Origin of the sequence: Paenibacillus sp. FSL M7-0420 (assembly GCF_038002345.1) — a bacterium.
GTDB lineage: Bacteria > Bacillota > Bacilli > Paenibacillales > Paenibacillaceae > Paenibacillus_AQ.
The window spans coordinates 2,908,483-2,925,207 of the sequence record NZ_JBBOCJ010000001.1 but is presented as its reverse complement, the minus strand read 5'-3'; the positions used below and the strand labels follow the sequence as shown (position 1 = coordinate 2,925,207).

The following is a 16,725-nucleotide window of genomic DNA, read 5'->3' as shown; positions in this document are numbered from 1 at the left end:
CGCAGCCCAAACGGTTTTACTTTTTTGACAACGGACCTGTCACCCCATAATTTCAAAACAAAAAGCCCGGTGTGTATGGCCCCCTTGACCCTCACCCCGGACTTAATTTAGATATTCTTACTGCTTGTCCTTGAAAACCCGATAACGTTCAGCCGTTACTCGGCTATGATGTCTTCTCTTTGGAATCACCGCCGGCGCCCAGCGGGAATCCGCTCCGTCCGATAAAAGCAGTAAGCTGCTCCTCTGTCTCGGAGCTGGTGCGGTTGCGGAAGCAGACCTTCGCAATCTCCCTGGCTTCAGAAGCTAGTGTGTTCAGTGTGCGGTGCTTCACCTTCAGCAAGGCTTGCGGTGACATGCTCAGCACATTGATCCCCAGCTCCAGCCAGAGCGGCAGTGAGCGCTCGTCTGCGGCCATCTCGCCGCATACACTGACATCGATACCTACGCTGCGTGCCGCATCCACCGTCATGCGGATCATACGCAGCACTCCCGGATGGTACGGATGATACATATGGGCAATCTGCTCGTTCATCCGGTCTACAGCCAGTACATACTGCACCAGATCATTCGTGCCGATACTGAAGAAGTCCACTTCCTCCGCCAGCAGGTCGGCAATCATCACTGCGGCCGGAACCTCGATCATTATACCTACCTTCATGTGGCGGTCATACGGTACCCTCCGGCTGTCGAGCTCGCTCTTCACCTCGTTCAGCACCGCTTTGGCCGCCTGCACCTCTTCGACAGAAGAGATCATCGGGAACATCATCCGGACATTGCCGTAATGACTGGCCCGCAGAATGGCTGTAATCTGGGTTTTGAACATGTCCTTGCGGTCCAGGCTGATCCGGATGGCGCGGTAGCCGAGGAACGGGTTCTGCTCCTCCGGCAGCTGGAAGTAATCCAGATGCTTGTCTCCCCCGATATCAAGCGTACGGATGACTACGGTCTCCTTGCCGACTTTTTCCGCAACCAGCTTATAGACTTCGAACTGTTCATCCTCTGTCGGAAATGTACTACGGTCCATGTACAGAAACTCTGTACGGAACAGTCCCACTCCCTCGGCCCCGTATTTCAGTGCCATGTTCAGCTCCTTCACGGAACTGATATTGCCGGCCAGCCGCAGAGACACACCGTCCTTCGTCACCGCTTCGACGGTTGCCAGCAGCTCCAATTGCTCCCGCTTCCGCTGCTGCTTCGCACGTCTGGTGTTGAAGTCCAGCAGCGTAGATTCATCTGGATGAATCATGACCGCCCCGGTCTCCCCATCGAGCACCAGCATGTCCCCTGTCTGGATAGGAGTCAGGATTTTGTTCTCCAGGCCTGCCACCAGCGGAATGCCGAGCGCACGGGCCATGATGGAGGAATGCGAGGTTTTGCCGCCCATCATCGTCACGATGCCCAGCACATAGGCCGGATTCAAATGCGCCAGCTGTGAGGGGGACAGCTCCTTCGCCACCAGAATGTACGGCTGGGTATCCGACGGCAGAGTAACCTCCGGCGCACCCAGGAGATGCTTCAGCAGGCGGTTGCCGACATCCTTGATATCCACCGCACGTTCTTTCATATATTCATCGTCGAGCAAATCGAACATCGCCACGAAGTGGTCGATCGCTTCCTTGACCGCCACCTCGGCTGCCTTGTATTGGCGTTCGATAATGCCGCGGATTTCGCTCATGAACACCGGATCATCCAGGATCGCCAGATGGGCATCGAAAATGCTCGATTCCTCCGGTCCGACGACCTCGCGGAATTCTTTTTTGATAAACTCGATTTCATCCTTGGAGGTCCGAATGCCTTCGTACAACCGTTCGAACTCCTTAGCCAGATCCACCGGATTCACCTGAGTGTCCGGCAGACTCCATTCCCAGTTCGGCAAGACAAAGGCCTTCCCAATGGCAACACCTGCTGCGGCGCCTACGCCTTGTATCATGCTTCGATCCCTCCAACATTGCTTTCATGTAGTACCACGGACATGACGGAAGACTGCCCCTTTTTCACGTTTTTGAATGGCGCGTAGCTCCAGGATTTGACCCGGTCCGGGTTGGTAATCACCATCGGTGTCGCCAGCGAAGCGGCATGCTCCTTCAAGAAGGCCAGATCAAACTTGACCAGCAGCTGCCCCGGCTCCACGCTGTCCCCTTCCTGTACAAGCGCCTCAAACGGCCCTTTAAGCTGCGAAGTGTCGATCCCGATATGCATGAGCACCTCAAGCCCTTCGGGCGTAGCAATACCCACTGCGTGCATCGTAGGGTATACGTGCATCACCTTGCCGAATACGGGCGAGACCAGCTCTCCCTTTTCCGGGACAAAGGCCACTCCATCCCCCACCAGCTTCGCGGCAAAAATATGATCCGGCACCTCTTCAATCGGCATCATCCGCCCCTGGATCGGCGCACTGAACAGCACCTGCGGCAGATCGCGCAGCATCAGCTTGTCAATCTCCTCGCGGATCAGCTCCGAATACGTCCCGAAGACGACCTGCACATTGCCGCCGCCCAGCTTGATAATGCCTGCGGAGCCCAGCCCCTTAAGCGCCCCTGTATCTATGAAGCGGTCGTTATGCACCGTTAATCTCAGCCGGGTGATACAGGCCTGCACCTGCACAATGTTCTCCTTGCCGCCCAGCGCCTCCAGAATCAGCGGGGCCTGATACGGGATATTGCCCGCCCAGTCGCCCAGCTCAGAGCCTTCCTCACGGCCCGGCGTAGGAATCTGGAACCGGCGGATTGCCCAGCGGAACACGTTATAATAGACAATGCCATAGCCGATCCCGATTGGAATCAGCAGCCAGGCCCGTTGGGACAGATGCATGTTGAGGAAGAAGTCGATGGTCCCCGCCGAATAGGAGAAGCCGTGATGAATCCCGAGCGAGTAGGTCAGCACCATCGCAAGCCCGGACATGACCACATGCAGCGCAAACAAATACGGCGACGCGAACAGGAAGGCGAATTCGATCTGCTCCGACACACCGGTCAAAAAGCAGACTAAAGCTGCACGCAAAAAAGTCTTCTTGATCTTGGGCTTGAGGTCCTCGCGCGCTTCCTGAATGATTGCAAAGGCAATCGCGGGCAGGGCGAACATCATAATCGGGAACAGTCCGGCCATGAACACACCCGCTGTAGGGTCACCGGCAAAAAAACGCGGCAAATCCCCCTGTACGACTGCACTGCCGTCAGGCGTCGTAAAGGAGCCCAATTGGAACCAGAACACATTATTAAGAATATGGTGCAGGCCAAAGGCCGTGAGCACCCTATACAGCACCCCGTAAACAAACACTCCATAGCCGCCGGTCACCTGCACTACCCTGAACAGTTCATTAAGCAGCTCCTGCAGGAGCGGGGACACTCCGAGCATGACCCAGGCGAACAGCGCCGAGAATAAGCCCATGAACAGCAAAACAAAACGCGACCCGCCAAAAAACTGGATCGCCTCCGGCAGCTTGATATTCTTAAACCGGTTATGCGCTACACCGGCTACAATCCCCAGGATAATCCCAATTAATGTTGCAGGCTGTACAGCCCCGTCTCCCATGTTGGACACAATCCGGTCATAAGTGAACATCCCTGCGAGTGCGGCCAGTCCGGCCGGTCCGGCCTGATTGGACAACCCCCACGCCACACCGACAGCAAACAAATAAGGCATGAAATAGAATATTCCTTGCCCCGCGTACGTCGTCACTTCGGATACCGAAGAAAGTCCCCATGCAGACCACGGTAAGCTGCCCAGACTCAGCAGAATCGCTGCCGCCGGAAGCACCATGGTAGGAAGCATAATGGCTCTGCCCAACTGCTGCAAAGATCCGAGCCAATTCAAGGCGACCCTCTCCTTTCTTTCTATATTGAATGGTAAGCGTTACAGCAGTTTTTGTCAAAAGAATCTGGTGTGTGATCGGGGGGGCCTGCGACTCCTGCGACTCCTGCGACTCCTGCGACTCCTGCGACTCCTGCGACTCCTGCGACTCCTGCGACTCCTGCGACTCCTGCGACTCCTGCGACTCCTGCGACTCCTGCGACTCCTGCGACTCCTGCGACTCCTGCGACTCCTGCGACTCCTGCGACTGGATAAGTGTAGTTTGTACAACTATATTTGGCAATACATCCTTACACTTCACTCTAACTGCATTCTGTACAACTATTTTCGCCCAATTTAACTCTAATCGTACTAATGCGTATTTTTAATTGTACGAAGTGCAGTTAAACTTAATAAACACTTTATCAAGCACATTTTAGTTGTACGAACTACACTTATGCCGATTATCGCAAAGATTACATATGTTACATCCAGCGCTCCTCCTTCACCATATTTGATCTAGCCGCATGGAATTCACCTCGTAGTACCGTACCCGTTCTTTTGAAGACACTGGTTTAATGAAGCCTTTATCACTCAACACAACCAGCAGCTTGTGCGCCGTCCGGTAATTAACATGCAGATAATCTGTGACATCCTTAGGCCGAAGCGGCCTGGAAATCCGCCATGCCAGCCTTAATACATCCATTTCCGCCGACAGTAGCTCCCCACCACTCCTGCTCCGCGCCAAATAAGGTGCCAGCGCCAGCTGCAGCAGCATCCGGCAGACTTCAGGACGCTGCTGGATATCATCGAACGAGAAGTGCAGCATTTTCCAGCCCATCCCTGTCAGGAAGGTATCCCGGTTAAGCGCATAGTTGAACTTCTCCCGGTCCATATCCTTAATATGGCTCTGATAACCGTCACATTCGATTCCGAAGCGTGTTCCATTCTGTGGCATAAAGGCAAAATCCAGAAACTGCGACTTCCGGTTCCAGTCATACACCTCATATTCCGGGTGCAGATGCTCCAGTGACTCGAATAGCGGCCACCATACATTCTGCAGAAACAACTTCTCCGCAAAGTTATGTCCGCGCAGCAGCCTCCCCCGGCGTTCACCCGTTCTTACATTCGTATGTGCCTCTATAAAGCTGCTGTGCGCCACCTCAAATTCCATATCTCCTTCCCCCTCCCTGAAAATAAAAAAAACGCCCTTTCCCCATTTAAAATGGAGTAAAGGACGTTCTTCGTCTTGTTCAAATTATAGCCATAATATTTGTTGAAATCCAGTGTGGCAAAAACACTTCTGCTTCCGGCCTGGACTTCCAGTCCACCAGGAATATGCTCCCGATGCAGCCGTCCTGTCTTACCCCCGGCTCCGGCCCTTCATCGTGATCGCTTCCTCCACCTTGATGCAGCGGTCCATGATCGCGATCATGTCATGGGCAGCGGCGATGTCCGCCGCCTCCTGACTGATGATACCCTGCTGCAGCCAGAGCACGCGTGCGCCGATATCAGCAGCCTCCTGCGCAACAGCCGCGCAGTATTCACTGCGGCGGAACACATTCACAATATCCACCGGCTCAGGAATCTCCGCCAGCGTATGGTAGCATTTCTCGCCCAGGATCTCACCATCTACCGATGGATTCACCGGAATAATCCGGTAGCCCCGACTCTGCATAGCACCGGCTACCATATAAGAGGTGCGGTCTGTTTTGTCGGATAGGCCAACTACGGCAATATTGCCTGCGGCAGCCAGAATGTCTCCAATTTGATCCCTGCCTGGATTCTCAAAGCTCATGTCTTTTTCCCCTTCCCTCTGATTTCGTCCATGCCCTCCGCTGCATTACTGCCGCTTAAGTCACAGTTTTATCATTTTCAGCAACAACTACATCATACAGCGCTGCGCCAGAAGTTCCAAATTCTCATCAGCTTGCGTCCCCTGTTAATTCATCTCTGTCTCTATGAGTCCTCTGGGTCCCTCACGCTGCATAACCATACCATTTGAACGGAATCCGGTCCCCAGTAATCCTGCACTGCTGCATAGGGCGTTCCGAACTTCTGCAGCCACTTGGTTTGCGCCCGTCTATAGCCGCTATCCAGGCAGAACTCGGTAATCCCCTGTTGTCTGAGAAATATCATCAGTTCCGCAATCAGGGCCGAAGCAATCCCTTGCCCCTGATAATCCGGCAGAACATATAGACTGCCCAGCTCACCTACAGCATCAAGCTTGTTTCCTGTACAGACCCGGATATCCGGCCCGCAAGGTGCATAAGAGATGGTGCCGGCGACCTTCCCGTCCATTTTGGCCACCCAGAAATACGTATCTGCATTCTGCGGACTCAGGGAAGCGTTAATCATCCGTATCTTGGACTCGATCTCCTGCTGAATGTCACTGTCCAAGTGACCCAGTCCCTCACCTTCAAAAGCAGCCGTAATCGAAAGCCTGTAAAGATTCGTTACTGAGATAACATCGTCCCGGGTAAGCGGAGCTATGCTTAAGTGGCCTGTCCTCGTCACTTCACCCATTCCACATCCGCACCCAGCAAGCGCAGATGATCGAAATACTGCGGATAGGACTTCGCTACATGATGGGCATCCTTGATGAGCAGTGGCTGGCGGGCCCGCAGACCAACTACAGTAAGGGCCATAATCACACGGTGGTCATAGTGGGCATTAATCGTTACGCCGCCTTCCACGCCTTCCGGTGTGCCATGCACAATGATCTCGTCCCGGCGTTCCTCGACCTTCGCACCGGCCCGGGTCAGCTCTGCCAGATAGTCCGTGATGCGGTCGCATTCCTTGTAGCGCAGATTCTCCACATTATAGAAGCGTGAGGTCCCTTCGGCAAAAACCGCCGCGGCCACCATAGCCAGGACCGCATCAGTTGCCGCATCGCCGTCGAACTCCACCGCCTTCAGGATACCGTTCCCCTGCACATGCACTGTTCCGTTCTCATGGGTGAGCGGCACCTCCATCATCCGCAGCACATCAACAATGGCCCGCTCCCCCTGCTTGCTTCTCTCAGCCAGCCGGTGAATGGTCACATCCGACTTCGTCACCGCTGCGGCCGCAAGCACTGCGGCTGATCCCGGATAATCGCCTTGCACCGTATAGGTCTTGGCAGCATAGCTCTGGCGTCCTGGCACCTTGAAGGACATATAATCGTCCGCCGCATGTACGATAATCCCTGCCTGCTCCAGCACCTCCAGCGTCTGCCCGATGACCACCTTGGATTTCAGATCATCCAGCACGATGATTTCACTGTCTTCTTCAAGCAGCGGGGTCAGGAATAAAAGTGCGCTGAGATACTGCGAGCTGACGGCGCCGGAGACGGTAATCCGTCCGCCCTGCGGCTTGCCGCCGCGGATCGTAATCGGCAGTCTCCCGTTATTATGCTCTACTTCCACGCCGAGCTGGCCAAGTGCCAGAATCAGGTCGTCATGCGGCCGCTTGCCCAGAGAATCAGGATACGTATTCACGAAGGTAACCTCCGGGCTAAGCGCGGCCACCGCCATCAGGAACCGGAGGACTGCGCCGGCATTCCCGACATTCAGCTCCTTGACGTCACGGGGATGGCGGCCGAACCCCTGCACTACGATTTTCTCATCATCTTCGGTCAGGACTGCGCCTAGATCGGCGATACATCTGCGGATCGCGTCGCTGTCCTCGCTGTGGGCAGGATGGAAGATCGTGCTGACTCCTTCAGAGAGAGCGGCTACCAGCAGGTAGCGCGTGGTGTAGTTTTTGGAGGAAAGGGCTCCGAATTCTCCTTGCAGCGTCGGCGTAGGCCTAACAATAACGTCCATAGTATAAGCGCTCCTTCATCATATATAGTCTGTATGTACGGTCCTGTTTGACAGGGTAATCCGCAGTTGTGTTATCATTGCGTGAAGAAAGTCCATTCCCATTCAGGCAGAAAAGAGGGTACTATCATGAATGAAATTCCGCAAATTACACCGCAGGAGCTGCGTAAACGGCTCGCTGCCGGCGAAGAGCTTGTACTGATCGACGTCCGTGAAGAGGATGAGGTTGCCTTCGGCATGATTCCCGGTGCGCAGCATATCCCGATGGGCCAGATCCCGCAGCATACGGACAAGCTTCCGTCAGATACGGAGATCATCTTCATTTGCCGTTCCGGCAACCGCAGCCAGCGGGTCTGTGAATATCTGCAGCAATTCGGCATTCAGGGCTCTAATCTTAGCGGCGGCATGATCGAATGGGATGATACCGAAGCGTAATTGAACATCATCCTGATGCTAAGCGCCAACACACATAAAAGCTCAAGCGCGGTGACGCAGTAAAATGTATTGCGAGACCTCAGCCACATTCAGCTCCGTTGTATCGACCGTGCAATGCGCGAAACGGTAAGCTTCCCTGCGCTGTTCCATAATGGAACGGACCCGGTTTGCCGCATTGCCGGCGAGCAGCGGCCGGTTCTCATCCCCGCTGACCCGTTCAATAATGGTATCCTCCGAGGCTGTAAGGGCCACTACGAAGCCATGCTCCAGCATGGCTTCGGCATTCCCCGGCGCAAGCACCGCCCCTCCGCCTGTAGAGATTACTCTGCGCTCTCCCTGCAGCATTTCCTGAAGTACCGCTGATTCAATGCTCCGGAATGCCTGCTCTCCGCCTTCTGCGAAGATATCCGCAATACTGCGGCCTTCTCTTCCCGTAATTACTGCATCCAGATCAACCAGTTCATAGTCAAGCTCCTCGGCCAGAATGGCGCCTACTGTGGATTTCCCCGTAGCCATCATCCCGACGAGAATGATATTTCGATCGTCCATAACAACCTCCAAGCCGCGACATTTGTCATATCATAACACAGGGTGAAAAGTTTGCACAATGCCCGGCAGCCTTCATTTTCAGGCGGACTGTGCCTGCTGTAGCTGTGCCTCGTAGATGCAAAAAACCCGAAAGCTCTCCGCATGAAGCGGAGAGCATCTCGGGTTCCTGAGCATTAAGCTGAACGCTACCTGTTACTCTGCCAGCCAGTTGTGGTGGAACACGCCTTCTTTGTCCACACGTTTGAAGGTGTGAGCGCCGAAGTAATCGCGCTGGGCTTGCAGCAGGTTCGCCGGAAGACGTTCTGTACGGTAGCTGTCGTAGTATGCAAGGGCGCTTGAGAATCCCGGAACCGGAATACCCAGAGTTACAGCCGACGCGATAACCTTGCGCCATGCCGACTGGTAGTTGTCCATAACATCCTTGAAGAACGGATCAAGCAGGAGGTTTTTCAGTTCTGCATTATTCTCATATGCATCCGTAATGTTCTGCAGGAACCGGGAACGGATGATGCAGCCGCCGCGCCAGATCTTGGCCAGCTCGCCGTATTTCAGATTCCAGCCGTATTCGTCAGAAGCCACACGCAGCTGGGCGAAGCCCTGGGCGTACGATACGATCTTGCTGGCGAACAACGCTTTACGCACGTTCTCGATGAATTCAGCCTTGTCACCGTCGAATGGAGCCGTAGCAGGGCCGCTCAGCACCTTGCTGGCTTCAACGCGTTCTTCCTTCATAGCAGACAGGAAGCGGGAGAAGACAGATTCGGTAATCATGGACAGCGGAACGCCGAGGTCCAGCGAGCTTTGGCTTGTCCACTTGCCGGTACCCTTTTGTCCGGCAGCATCAAGGATGACGTCCACCATCGGCTTGCCGGTCTCTTCGTCATACTGGGCGAAGATATCCTTCGTAATCTCGATCAGATAGCTGTCCAGCTCGCCATTGTTCCATTCTGCGAAGGTGCTGTGCAGCTCCTTGGCATCCAGACCCAGGACGTCCTTCAGCAGGTGGTAGGCTTCGCCAATCAGCTGCATGTCACCGTACTCGATGCCGTTATGCACCATTTTGACATAGTGTCCTGCACCGTCCGGCCCGATATATGTACAGCAAGGCTCTCCGCCCACGTGGGCTGAAATCGCCGTAAGGATAGGTTCAACCAGCTTATACGCGCTTTCTTGACCGCCTGGCATAATGGAAGGGCCCTTGAGTGCGCCTTCTTCACCGCCGGACACGCCGGTGCCGACGAAGCGGAAGCCTTTGTCTTCAAGATATTTGCTGCGGCGTACCGTGTCAGGGAAATAAGCGTTACCGCCATCGATGATGATATCGCCTTGATCCAAGTACGGCAGAAGCTGCTCAATGGTGGCATCCGTAGCCTGGCCTGCCTGAACCATGATCAGAATCTTGCGCGGTACTTCCAGTGATTGTACGAACTCTTCAACGGAGAACGTGCCTACCAGGTTCTTGCCTGCTGCTTCTGCGACCAGATCATGTGTCTTCTCCGGGGAACGGTTAAACACGGATACGCTGAAGCCTTTGCTCTCGATGTTAAGAGCCAAATTTTTGCCCATTACCGCCAAGCCAATAACGCCGATTTGTTGTTTTGACATCTGGTTCTCCACCCTTTGCACCCTGTATTTTTGTGAAATCCATTTCTCGCAGTATAAGAATACCACCCTTTGTCAGAGACAGCAAAGTTCTGCCTGCGAAAGAGAGATCAATTTCATTGACAAACTTCGATCCATCAGGGAAATTGCTCACAATGACTATTTTAACGGTTTTGTCCGCAGAAGTGAACCCCCTCCTCCAGAAAGGCACAATAAAAGGACACCCCGCTATGGGATGCCCTTAATCGCAATTATTCACTCTGCGTACTACCACTCCAGCGCTGCCAGCTCCCTGGTTAACTGCTCAAGCCTCGCTGTGCTGGCCGCCACCGCTTCGGTATCGCGCTCACGCATAGCTTCATTCAGCAAGTCGAGCTGTTCATCCACGGCAAGCCTGCGGTCACGGATCCGCTCTTCGCCCTCTATGGAGTAGAACAGCTTCGTCAGCTCCTGATCCGACAGCAGCGGCCCCTTCTGGTACAGCACACGCTGCTGATAACCGGAAATCTCCACCAGGCGGATGACTTCACCGAATAAAATATTCTCTATAATGATCTGACGGTCGCGGAAGCGCTTGACAACGGCATGACCTCTCATATCCCCAATCAGCTTCTCCATCCATTCTGACAGGCGCGCATCACGGATCATGTAGTCTCCCACCAGCTTGAAGCCGTCCTTAATCCGCTGGAAGCGCAGCTTCACAAGCTTGCGGCCGGTGCGCACCGAAATAAGAAAAACACTCTCGTTCTCACTCCAGTACAGGGAATAACCTTCCTTGATCAGGTCCTTGATTAGATCCTGGATATGCTCTCTGTCGAACCGCAGCTCCAGATTGCAGTACTCCACTTCATCGTTTTTGTTCACGGCACTCCCCCCTAACGGCTTGATTTAAGCAATAGTCAGCTTCATGGCCTAACCTAAGAGTAGAACAGACTGCCGGACCTCCGCTTTCACCTTGATTCTTTGTGTGGCTTACACTTATTTTATACTTCATATTATGTAGCGGTAACTTGGTTTATTGACTATTTTTACCCGTTTTTGGCCTTTTCCAAACGCTGGAACCCGTTTTAGGAGAGTTGGACCAGCCCTTTTATACGCAAAAACAGCAATAAAGCCGCATTCCGCCTCCTTTTCAGGCAGTCTACGGCTTATTGCATTTCCACACCGGCTTACTCCCCCTGTGCCCGCTCTACTCAGTGCGCCGTGCCGTGCTTCAGCTTCGTCCGGTGGACGATCAGCAGATGCAGCCCGAATAACACAACCATTACTCCCGCGCTGGCCAGAAAAGGAGCACCGTGGCTGACCGTATCCCACAGCTTGCCTGATACCACCGGACCGGCAACCATCCCTGAGCCCTGCAGCGTCAGGAAGAGTCCCCAGACGGTCCCGCGCTCGCCCTCCGGCACCTGCTTGGCCAGGAAGGCGTTCCATGCCGGAAGAATCAGTGCATAGCTGATCCCGACCAGCGCCACTGCCACGAAGGCCAGCGGCAGCCAGCGGACCTGTGAGAAGAAAGCCATGGAGCAGGCTGCCAGCAGGAAGCCGATATTAAGGAAGATGGAGGTGCCGACCTTATCGACCAGCTTCCCGGCGGGTATAAGGGTTAGCACGGTAATCCCGCCCCCGGCAATCAGCAGCAGGCTGAACTGGTTGGGGGTGACATGCAGCTCCGAACGTGCGAACAAGGTGACCACCGGGGTCATAAGCCCGATCGCAAAAGCCTGCAGGAACAATGCCGGGAACAGCAGGCGGCTTACCTTCAGGGAGGAGGTGACTTGCTGCCAGGTCCGCTTCAGACTCTCCAGGGGCCTTACCGGCTTACGCGTCACCGGTGGCCCCTCCGCCGATATCTCTCGGACAACGCGCGGCGCATGACCGCCGATCTTCGAGGGCAGGAATAACGCCACGGCTACTACAGCAGCAGCGAAGCCCATCAGCACCAGGAAGACCGTCCGGTAACCCTGTCCGCCATGATCCATCATGAAGTTGACGATAATCGGACCGACGCCGGTTCCGGCCAGTGAGGCCATCTCCACTGCCCCCATGGCTGCGCCGCTGCTGCCGCTCCGGGTAGAGCCTGCCAGCTCGGTGATGCCTGTCATCGTACAAGGCCACAGCGGCGAGGTGCCGATCCCCAGAATCAGACAGGCGAGGGACAAGCTTACGGCATCTTTGGCATAGATAATCAGCCCGACTGCCACCAAGAGCAGCAGCAGCGCTCCTGTCATCGTCCAGCGGTAGCCGATCCGCTCCATGACCCAGCCGAACGGGCTGCGGAACAGGTTATCCCCGAGATACTGCAGCGCGAAGGCGAACCCGACCACCGTTACAGAGAGGCCCAGAATATTCTCCATATAGACCGGCAGCAGAGCTACCAGCAGCGATCCTTTGACGAATTCGACCAGGAAAATAATGATCCACATTTTTAATATGAACGGTGAGGCTAAACTGATATGCATACGTTCCGCTGCTTTGCCAGACATTTCATCACATCCTAGTATTATGTTGATTGATTTGTTATACTGATGCTTGCTCAAGTAGAAATAGGTATTCTGTCCCTCCGGGGACGCCTTTTGCTTCAGCGAAATCAAAAAACCACTCTTCGCGAAAGGTTGTGACAGCATTAAATGAATCAACAAGCTACTCCCCTCTTCACTGCTCTCAAAAAGCATGCCGCCGGAAATCCAGTTCAATTCCATATTCCGGGACATAAGAAGGGGCTAGGGACCGATGCCGAATTCCGTGAGTTTATCGGCGATAACGCTCTATCCATAGATTTGATCAATATTGCACCGCTTGATGATCTTCATCAGCCCACCGGGGTTATTCTTGAAGCTCAGAAGCTGGCTGCTGAGGCTTTCGGCGCCGATTACACGTATTTCAGTGTACAAGGCACGAGCAATGCCATCATGACTATGATCCTCTCTGTCTGCTCAGAAGGAGACAAAATTATTGTGCCGCGCAATATTCACAAATCGGTAATGTCGGCCATTATTTTCTCCGGAGCCAAGCCTATTTTCGTCTCTCCTGTACAGGATGAGAATCTTGGGATAGACCACGGCATAACCACCAGCTCGCTGGAACGGGCTTTAAGGCGCCATCCGGATGCCAAGGGTGTCCTCGTTATCAATCCGACGTATTTCGGCGTATGCGCCGACCTCCGTTCGATTGTCGACCTGGCCCACAGTTACGGGGTTCCCGTACTTGTGGACGAGGCACATGGAGTACTGATTCATTTTCATGAGGACTTACCGGTATCGGCCATGCAGGCCGGTGCAGATATGGCAGCAACCAGTGTGCATAAGCTGGGCGGCTCCATGACGCAGAGCTCGGTACTGAACCTCAATGCCAAGACGGGTCTTGTCAACCCACAGCGGGTACAGACCATTCTCAGCATGCTGACCACCACTTCAACCTCATATATTCTGCTTGCCTCTCTGGATACCTCCAGACGCAACCTTGCCCTGAACGGCCATGAGATGGCGGCGAGAACCATCGCCTTGTCCAATTATGCCCGCAATTCGATCAACGAGATCGAGGGGCTGTACAGCTTCGGCAAAGAAATTCTCGGAACTGAAGCCACCTTCAATCATGATCCGACGAAGCTGAACATTCATGTAAGGCATCTGGGTATTACCGGTTACGAGACCGAGAACTGGCTCCGGCAGAAGTATAACATCGAAGTTGAACTCAGCGACATGTATAATATTCTTTGCCTGATTACCCCTGGAGATACTAAGGAATCTGTAGATAAGCTGCTTGCGGCGCTGCAGGTGCTCTCAGCGATCCATTACAGCAAGGGTGAGATCTATGAGCTTAAGGTACAGGTGCCGAATATTCCGCAGCTGGCCCTAATCCCGAGAGATGCCTTCTATGCGGATACGCAGCTGATTCCCTTCCGGGAGTCTGCCGGCTACATTATTGCAGAATTCATCTACGTCTATCCGCCGGGAATTCCTATTCTTCTCCCTGGAGAAGTTATTACCCAGGATAATATCGACTATATCATTGACCATGTAGAAATCGGATTGCCTGTCAAGGGACCCGAGGACCGCAGCATTACCAATATAAAAGTCATTGTCGAAGCGGAGCCGATCTCCTAAGGCTTGTCCTATAGCAGTGCGACATGCAAAACCCCGATACGTATAGAGTATCGGGGTTTTGCATGAATGCCTGAAATCTATTCTTGCTGGGCAAGCAGCTCGTTATAAGCTTCTTCAACAGCTTTCCATTCAGCTTCATCTTCAATGTTGTACAGAACCATTTCCTCGTCTTCTTCTTCCATACGAAGGATGATTCCGTCTGCTTCCGGATTCTCGCGCTCAAGCAGCAGGGCGTACAACTTCTCGCCTACGTCGAACGTTTCTACCAGTACCATTTCTACATCTTCGCCCTGCTCGTTCGTCAAGGTCAGCACAAACTCCTCGTGCTCATGGTCGTGATCATGTCCGCAACCGCATGCTTCACCATGTTCATGGCCATGCTCATGTTTGTGATCGCTCATTGTAATACCTCACTTTAATTGAATTATCCTACATTTGGTATCGTAACACGTAAGATAAGGACAGGTCAATTTGCAGGAGGGACTTAATTTTTGGATGAAGCCGTAACTACCTTCTCGGACACAAGAACGTAATCTCCGTTCTTCGACGCCTTCATGAAGAAGCCTACGCTATATTTGCCCGGTTCCTTGAAATCATAGGTAAACTCCGGTGTGGAGAACCAGAAATCCTCATTCTTGGAGCCGACGGCATCCTCGAGAATATCCTTCACATTCCCGGCAGGATCGGTGATTGCCACCTTCACGGCAGCGATGCTGTCCTTCAGGCTGTCCACCTGCGTCAGAATCTTCATCTTCAGCTTGCCTGTGTTGACATTGCCGAATACCGTGTCGCCTTTGAACAGGACGATATGAACATTCGGCTTGAGGATCGTCACTCTGCCCGAGCCGTCCCAGTTGACGACACCCCCGGCCTCCCTGGCGGGAATGTAGGTCTTGCCGTCAATCAAATAGCCGCCATCGGCTATTTCCTTTCCATTGCTCCATACTTTGATCTTCTGGTTCACAGCGTCCGCGAACAAATAGGAGCTTCCCATCATGAAAAACACAACCGTGCACAGAGCAATTTTTCTCCATCTCATTGTAAAGCCCCTCCAAATAATTCATGCTGTTAATGTATACTGCTAAGACTTCGACAAGTTGCGCAGAATTCAGGGATTTATTTCTTTTTGCAGAAGAAAAGAAAAACAAGCCCTTCAGCAACCGGTTTCGGCATGTACAGCAGACCCTAAACGAAGTATTTTCAGAGAAGCCGGAGTCCCCCTTAACACATAGAAACGGCCGGACTTCAGCGCCTGTAAGACGCCTGTCCGGCCGTTCCCCCTGTTATCTATGCCCGGCTAAAATTGCGGAAGCTGATCCAGATTGTTCGTAGGATCTCCATCTGCATCGCCGCGGATATACATTTCGCCGTCTTTGCCCTTAAATACATTGACCCCTGCGATGCTGCCGGACTGAACCTCCTGAAGTGCCTGCTGATAATCCAGCACGCGTCCGGAGGAGGTCTGGAACCCGGTCAAGTCCCCGTCACCGTTACGTTTGGCGGCAATAAAGCGTTCCCGTTCTTGATTCATCACTTAGGATCGTCTCCTTCGCACTAGAGTTAGCCAGCTATCCTGGCCCGATTCTAGCTTGTCCATCGCAGCGGAAGAGTATGTACCCGGCAGATTACAGGGCTTTACTCATTCTTACATGCAGAATCCCTGCATCATAGAAGGGCTCCTTGGAGATTACTTCATAGCCGAGCTTGCTATAAAATGGTTCTGCTTGACACTGGGCATCCAGAATGGAAGCCTGCAGACCCAGCTCACGCGCCCGCTCTTCCATAGCCAGCAGCAGGATACGTCCGCATCCCTTAGCGCGGAAGGCCTCCTGAACGGCAATCCGCTGCATCTTGACAGTGTCCGCTTTATAATAGATCAGCCGGCCGGTTGCAGCCGGCTGCCCGCCCTCCATGAGCAGGAAATGATGCACATGCTCACTGATGGCATCATATTCATCGATCTCCTCTTCTACCGGCACCTTCTGTTCTTCCACAAACACCTTCTTGCGGATCTCCAGCGCCATTTGAAGCTGCTCCTCTGTAGTAACATGTACGATTTCCACTGCCATCTCCCTGGCTCCTCTCTATAGCTCCAATCAATATGGAGCATTATACAGAATTATTAATATCCTGTATAGAGCCTGAGAGCTTCAGGGCAAGGCCCTTGGACAGGGAACCTCCGACCACCTTATTTACGGAGTCTCATAGACCTCCTCGGGAATCGAGCGGTCATACACATCCCGCAGAACCGGCGAGGTCAGGCTATCCCGTGAATTCAGACTCCCGTCCAGTCCGGTCATGTTGTGAACATCCGTATATTCAGGAATTTCCTTGCCTGCCGTACATCCGGCGATTCCCAGAAGGAGACATGCTCCAATCCATAAGAGACATCCTCTTGCCAACCGCATTGTTGTTAACCTCCTCATCCTTCTCGGCTCTTTACA

At 53.5% G+C, this 16,725-nt stretch carries 17 protein-coding genes; 2 read left to right on the top strand and 15 right to left on the bottom strand.

Annotated elements, in window-relative coordinates; translation table 11 throughout:
- Positions 1-163: 163 nt before the first annotated feature.
- From ptsP to aroA, 6 genes are all read right to left on the bottom strand, one after another.
- A complete protein-coding gene (gene ptsP, locus MKX51_RS12260; RefSeq protein WP_340992558.1) occupies positions 164-1,930 on the bottom strand; it encodes a phosphoenolpyruvate--protein phosphotransferase in 1,767 nt (588 codons plus the stop codon).
- A complete protein-coding gene (locus MKX51_RS12255; RefSeq protein WP_036729487.1) occupies positions 1,927-3,813 on the bottom strand; it encodes a glucose PTS transporter subunit IIA in 1,887 nt (628 codons plus the stop codon). Before MKX51_RS12255 ends, ptsP begins: the two co-directional genes overlap by 4 nt.
- 481 nt (positions 3,814-4,294) lie before the next feature.
- The gene (locus MKX51_RS12250) at positions 4,295-4,963 is read right to left on the bottom strand and encodes a hypothetical protein (RefSeq protein WP_340992557.1); all 669 of its coding nucleotides are present in this window, start codon (positions 4,961-4,963) and stop codon (positions 4,295-4,297) included.
- Positions 4,964-5,152: 189 nt separating this feature from the next.
- On the bottom strand, positions 5,153-5,587 hold the full coding sequence (locus MKX51_RS12245; protein ID WP_340992556.1) for a CoA-binding protein: 435 nt from the start codon (positions 5,585-5,587) through the stop codon (positions 5,153-5,155).
- Between the two features lie 161 nt (positions 5,588-5,748).
- Entirely contained in the window at positions 5,749-6,315 is a 567-nt protein-coding gene (locus MKX51_RS12240; RefSeq protein WP_340992555.1) for a GNAT family N-acetyltransferase, read from the bottom strand.
- Entirely contained in the window at positions 6,303-7,595 is a 1,293-nt protein-coding gene (aroA, locus tag MKX51_RS12235; RefSeq protein WP_340992554.1) for a 3-phosphoshikimate 1-carboxyvinyltransferase, read from the bottom strand. The genes MKX51_RS12240 and aroA overlap by 13 nt, the downstream gene beginning before the upstream one ends.
- Positions 7,596-7,721: 126 nt before the next feature.
- On the opposite strand from aroA, the gene MKX51_RS12230 reads away from it, so the two are divergent.
- Positions 7,722-8,027: a rhodanese-like domain-containing protein gene (locus tag MKX51_RS12230; RefSeq protein ID WP_340992553.1), complete on the top strand. Its 306-nt coding sequence runs from the start codon at positions 7,722-7,724 to the stop codon at positions 8,025-8,027.
- Positions 8,028-8,069: 42 nt separating this feature from the next.
- On the opposite strand, the gene MKX51_RS12225 is transcribed toward MKX51_RS12230, so the two are convergent.
- From MKX51_RS12225 to MKX51_RS12210, 4 genes are all read right to left on the bottom strand, one after another.
- On the bottom strand, positions 8,070-8,576 hold the full coding sequence (locus MKX51_RS12225; RefSeq protein WP_340941374.1) for a shikimate kinase: 507 nt from the start codon (positions 8,574-8,576) through the stop codon (positions 8,070-8,072).
- A 192-nt stretch (positions 8,577-8,768) separates the two neighbouring features.
- The gene (gene gndA / locus MKX51_RS12220; RefSeq protein WP_340992552.1) at positions 8,769-10,181 is read right to left on the bottom strand and encodes an NADP-dependent phosphogluconate dehydrogenase; all 1,413 of its coding nucleotides are present in this window, start codon (positions 10,179-10,181) and stop codon (positions 8,769-8,771) included.
- A 264-nt stretch (positions 10,182-10,445) separates the two neighbouring features.
- Positions 10,446-11,042 (bottom strand): hypothetical protein, encoded by a 597-nt coding sequence (locus MKX51_RS12215; RefSeq protein WP_340941376.1) that lies wholly within the window; start codon positions 11,040-11,042, stop codon positions 10,446-10,448.
- Positions 11,043-11,371: 329 nt separating this feature from the next.
- The gene (locus MKX51_RS12210) at positions 11,372-12,661 is read right to left on the bottom strand and encodes an MFS transporter (RefSeq protein ID WP_340941377.1); all 1,290 of its coding nucleotides are present in this window, start codon (positions 12,659-12,661) and stop codon (positions 11,372-11,374) included.
- Between the two features lie 144 nt (positions 12,662-12,805).
- Between MKX51_RS12210 and MKX51_RS12205 the strand changes: the two genes are divergently transcribed.
- Positions 12,806-14,281, top strand: coding sequence for an aminotransferase class I/II-fold pyridoxal phosphate-dependent enzyme (locus tag MKX51_RS12205; RefSeq protein ID WP_036729506.1), 1,476 nt, complete (start codon positions 12,806-12,808; stop codon positions 14,279-14,281).
- Between the two features lie 77 nt (positions 14,282-14,358).
- Here the strand turns inward: MKX51_RS12205 and MKX51_RS12200 are convergent, their stop codons facing one another.
- The 5 genes from MKX51_RS12200 to MKX51_RS12180 form a co-directional block, all read right to left on the bottom strand.
- Positions 14,359-14,682 carry a DUF1292 domain-containing protein gene (locus MKX51_RS12200; protein WP_019911532.1) on the bottom strand — a complete coding sequence of 108 codons (324 nt, stop codon included), beginning with the start codon at positions 14,680-14,682 and terminating at the stop codon, positions 14,359-14,361.
- Between the two features lie 83 nt (positions 14,683-14,765).
- A complete protein-coding gene (locus MKX51_RS12195) occupies positions 14,766-15,320 on the bottom strand; it encodes a copper amine oxidase (protein WP_340941378.1) in 555 nt (184 codons plus the stop codon).
- Between the two features lie 258 nt (positions 15,321-15,578).
- A complete protein-coding gene (locus tag MKX51_RS12190) occupies positions 15,579-15,815 on the bottom strand; it encodes a DUF3892 domain-containing protein (protein WP_036695032.1) in 237 nt (78 codons plus the stop codon).
- A gap of 91 nt (positions 15,816-15,906) precedes the next feature.
- Positions 15,907-16,350, bottom strand: coding sequence for a GNAT family N-acetyltransferase (locus MKX51_RS12185; protein WP_340992551.1), 444 nt, complete (start codon positions 16,348-16,350; stop codon positions 15,907-15,909).
- A 123-nt stretch (positions 16,351-16,473) separates the two neighbouring features.
- A complete protein-coding gene (locus tag MKX51_RS12180; RefSeq protein ID WP_340992550.1) occupies positions 16,474-16,689 on the bottom strand; it encodes a hypothetical protein in 216 nt (71 codons plus the stop codon).
- Between the last annotated feature and the right edge of the window lie 36 nt (positions 16,690-16,725).

Excerpts from the sequence above, each read along its gene's own strand:
- MKX51_RS12205 (WP_036729506.1), top strand. The coding sequence starts at position 12,806 with ATGAATCAACAAGCTACTCCCCTCTTCACTGCTCTCAAAAAGCATGCC.
- MKX51_RS12245 (WP_340992556.1), bottom strand. The coding sequence starts at position 5,587 with ATGAGCTTTGAGAATCCAGGCAGGGATCAAATTGGAGACATTCTGGCT.
- MKX51_RS12185 (WP_340992551.1), bottom strand. The coding sequence starts at position 16,350 with ATGGCAGTGGAAATCGTACATGTTACTACAGAGGAGCAGCTTCAAATG.
- MKX51_RS12195 (WP_340941378.1), bottom strand. The coding sequence starts at position 15,320 with ATGAGATGGAGAAAAATTGCTCTGTGCACGGTTGTGTTTTTCATGATG.
- gndA (WP_340992552.1), bottom strand. The coding sequence starts at position 10,181 with ATGTCAAAACAACAAATCGGCGTTATTGGCTTGGCGGTAATGGGCAAA.
- MKX51_RS12250 (WP_340992557.1), bottom strand. The coding sequence starts at position 4,963 with ATGGAATTTGAGGTGGCGCACAGCAGCTTTATAGAGGCACATACGAAT.
- ptsP (WP_340992558.1), bottom strand. The coding sequence starts at position 1,930 with ATGATACAAGGCGTAGGCGCCGCAGCAGGTGTTGCCATTGGGAAGGCC.
- MKX51_RS12210 (WP_340941377.1), bottom strand. The coding sequence starts at position 12,661 with ATGTCTGGCAAAGCAGCGGAACGTATGCATATCAGTTTAGCCTCACCG.
- MKX51_RS12225 (WP_340941374.1), bottom strand. The coding sequence starts at position 8,576 with ATGGACGATCGAAATATCATTCTCGTCGGGATGATGGCTACGGGGAAA.
- MKX51_RS12230 (WP_340992553.1), top strand. The coding sequence starts at position 7,722 with ATGAATGAAATTCCGCAAATTACACCGCAGGAGCTGCGTAAACGGCTC.
- MKX51_RS12180 (WP_340992550.1), bottom strand. The coding sequence starts at position 16,689 with ATGCGGTTGGCAAGAGGATGTCTCTTATGGATTGGAGCATGTCTCCTT.
- aroA (WP_340992554.1), bottom strand. The coding sequence starts at position 7,595 with ATGGACGTTATTGTTAGGCCTACGCCGACGCTGCAAGGAGAATTCGGA.
- MKX51_RS12200 (WP_019911532.1), bottom strand. The coding sequence starts at position 14,682 with ATGAGCGATCACAAACATGAGCATGGCCATGAACATGGTGAAGCATGC.
- MKX51_RS12240 (WP_340992555.1), bottom strand. The coding sequence starts at position 6,315 with ATGGGTGAAGTGACGAGGACAGGCCACTTAAGCATAGCTCCGCTTACC.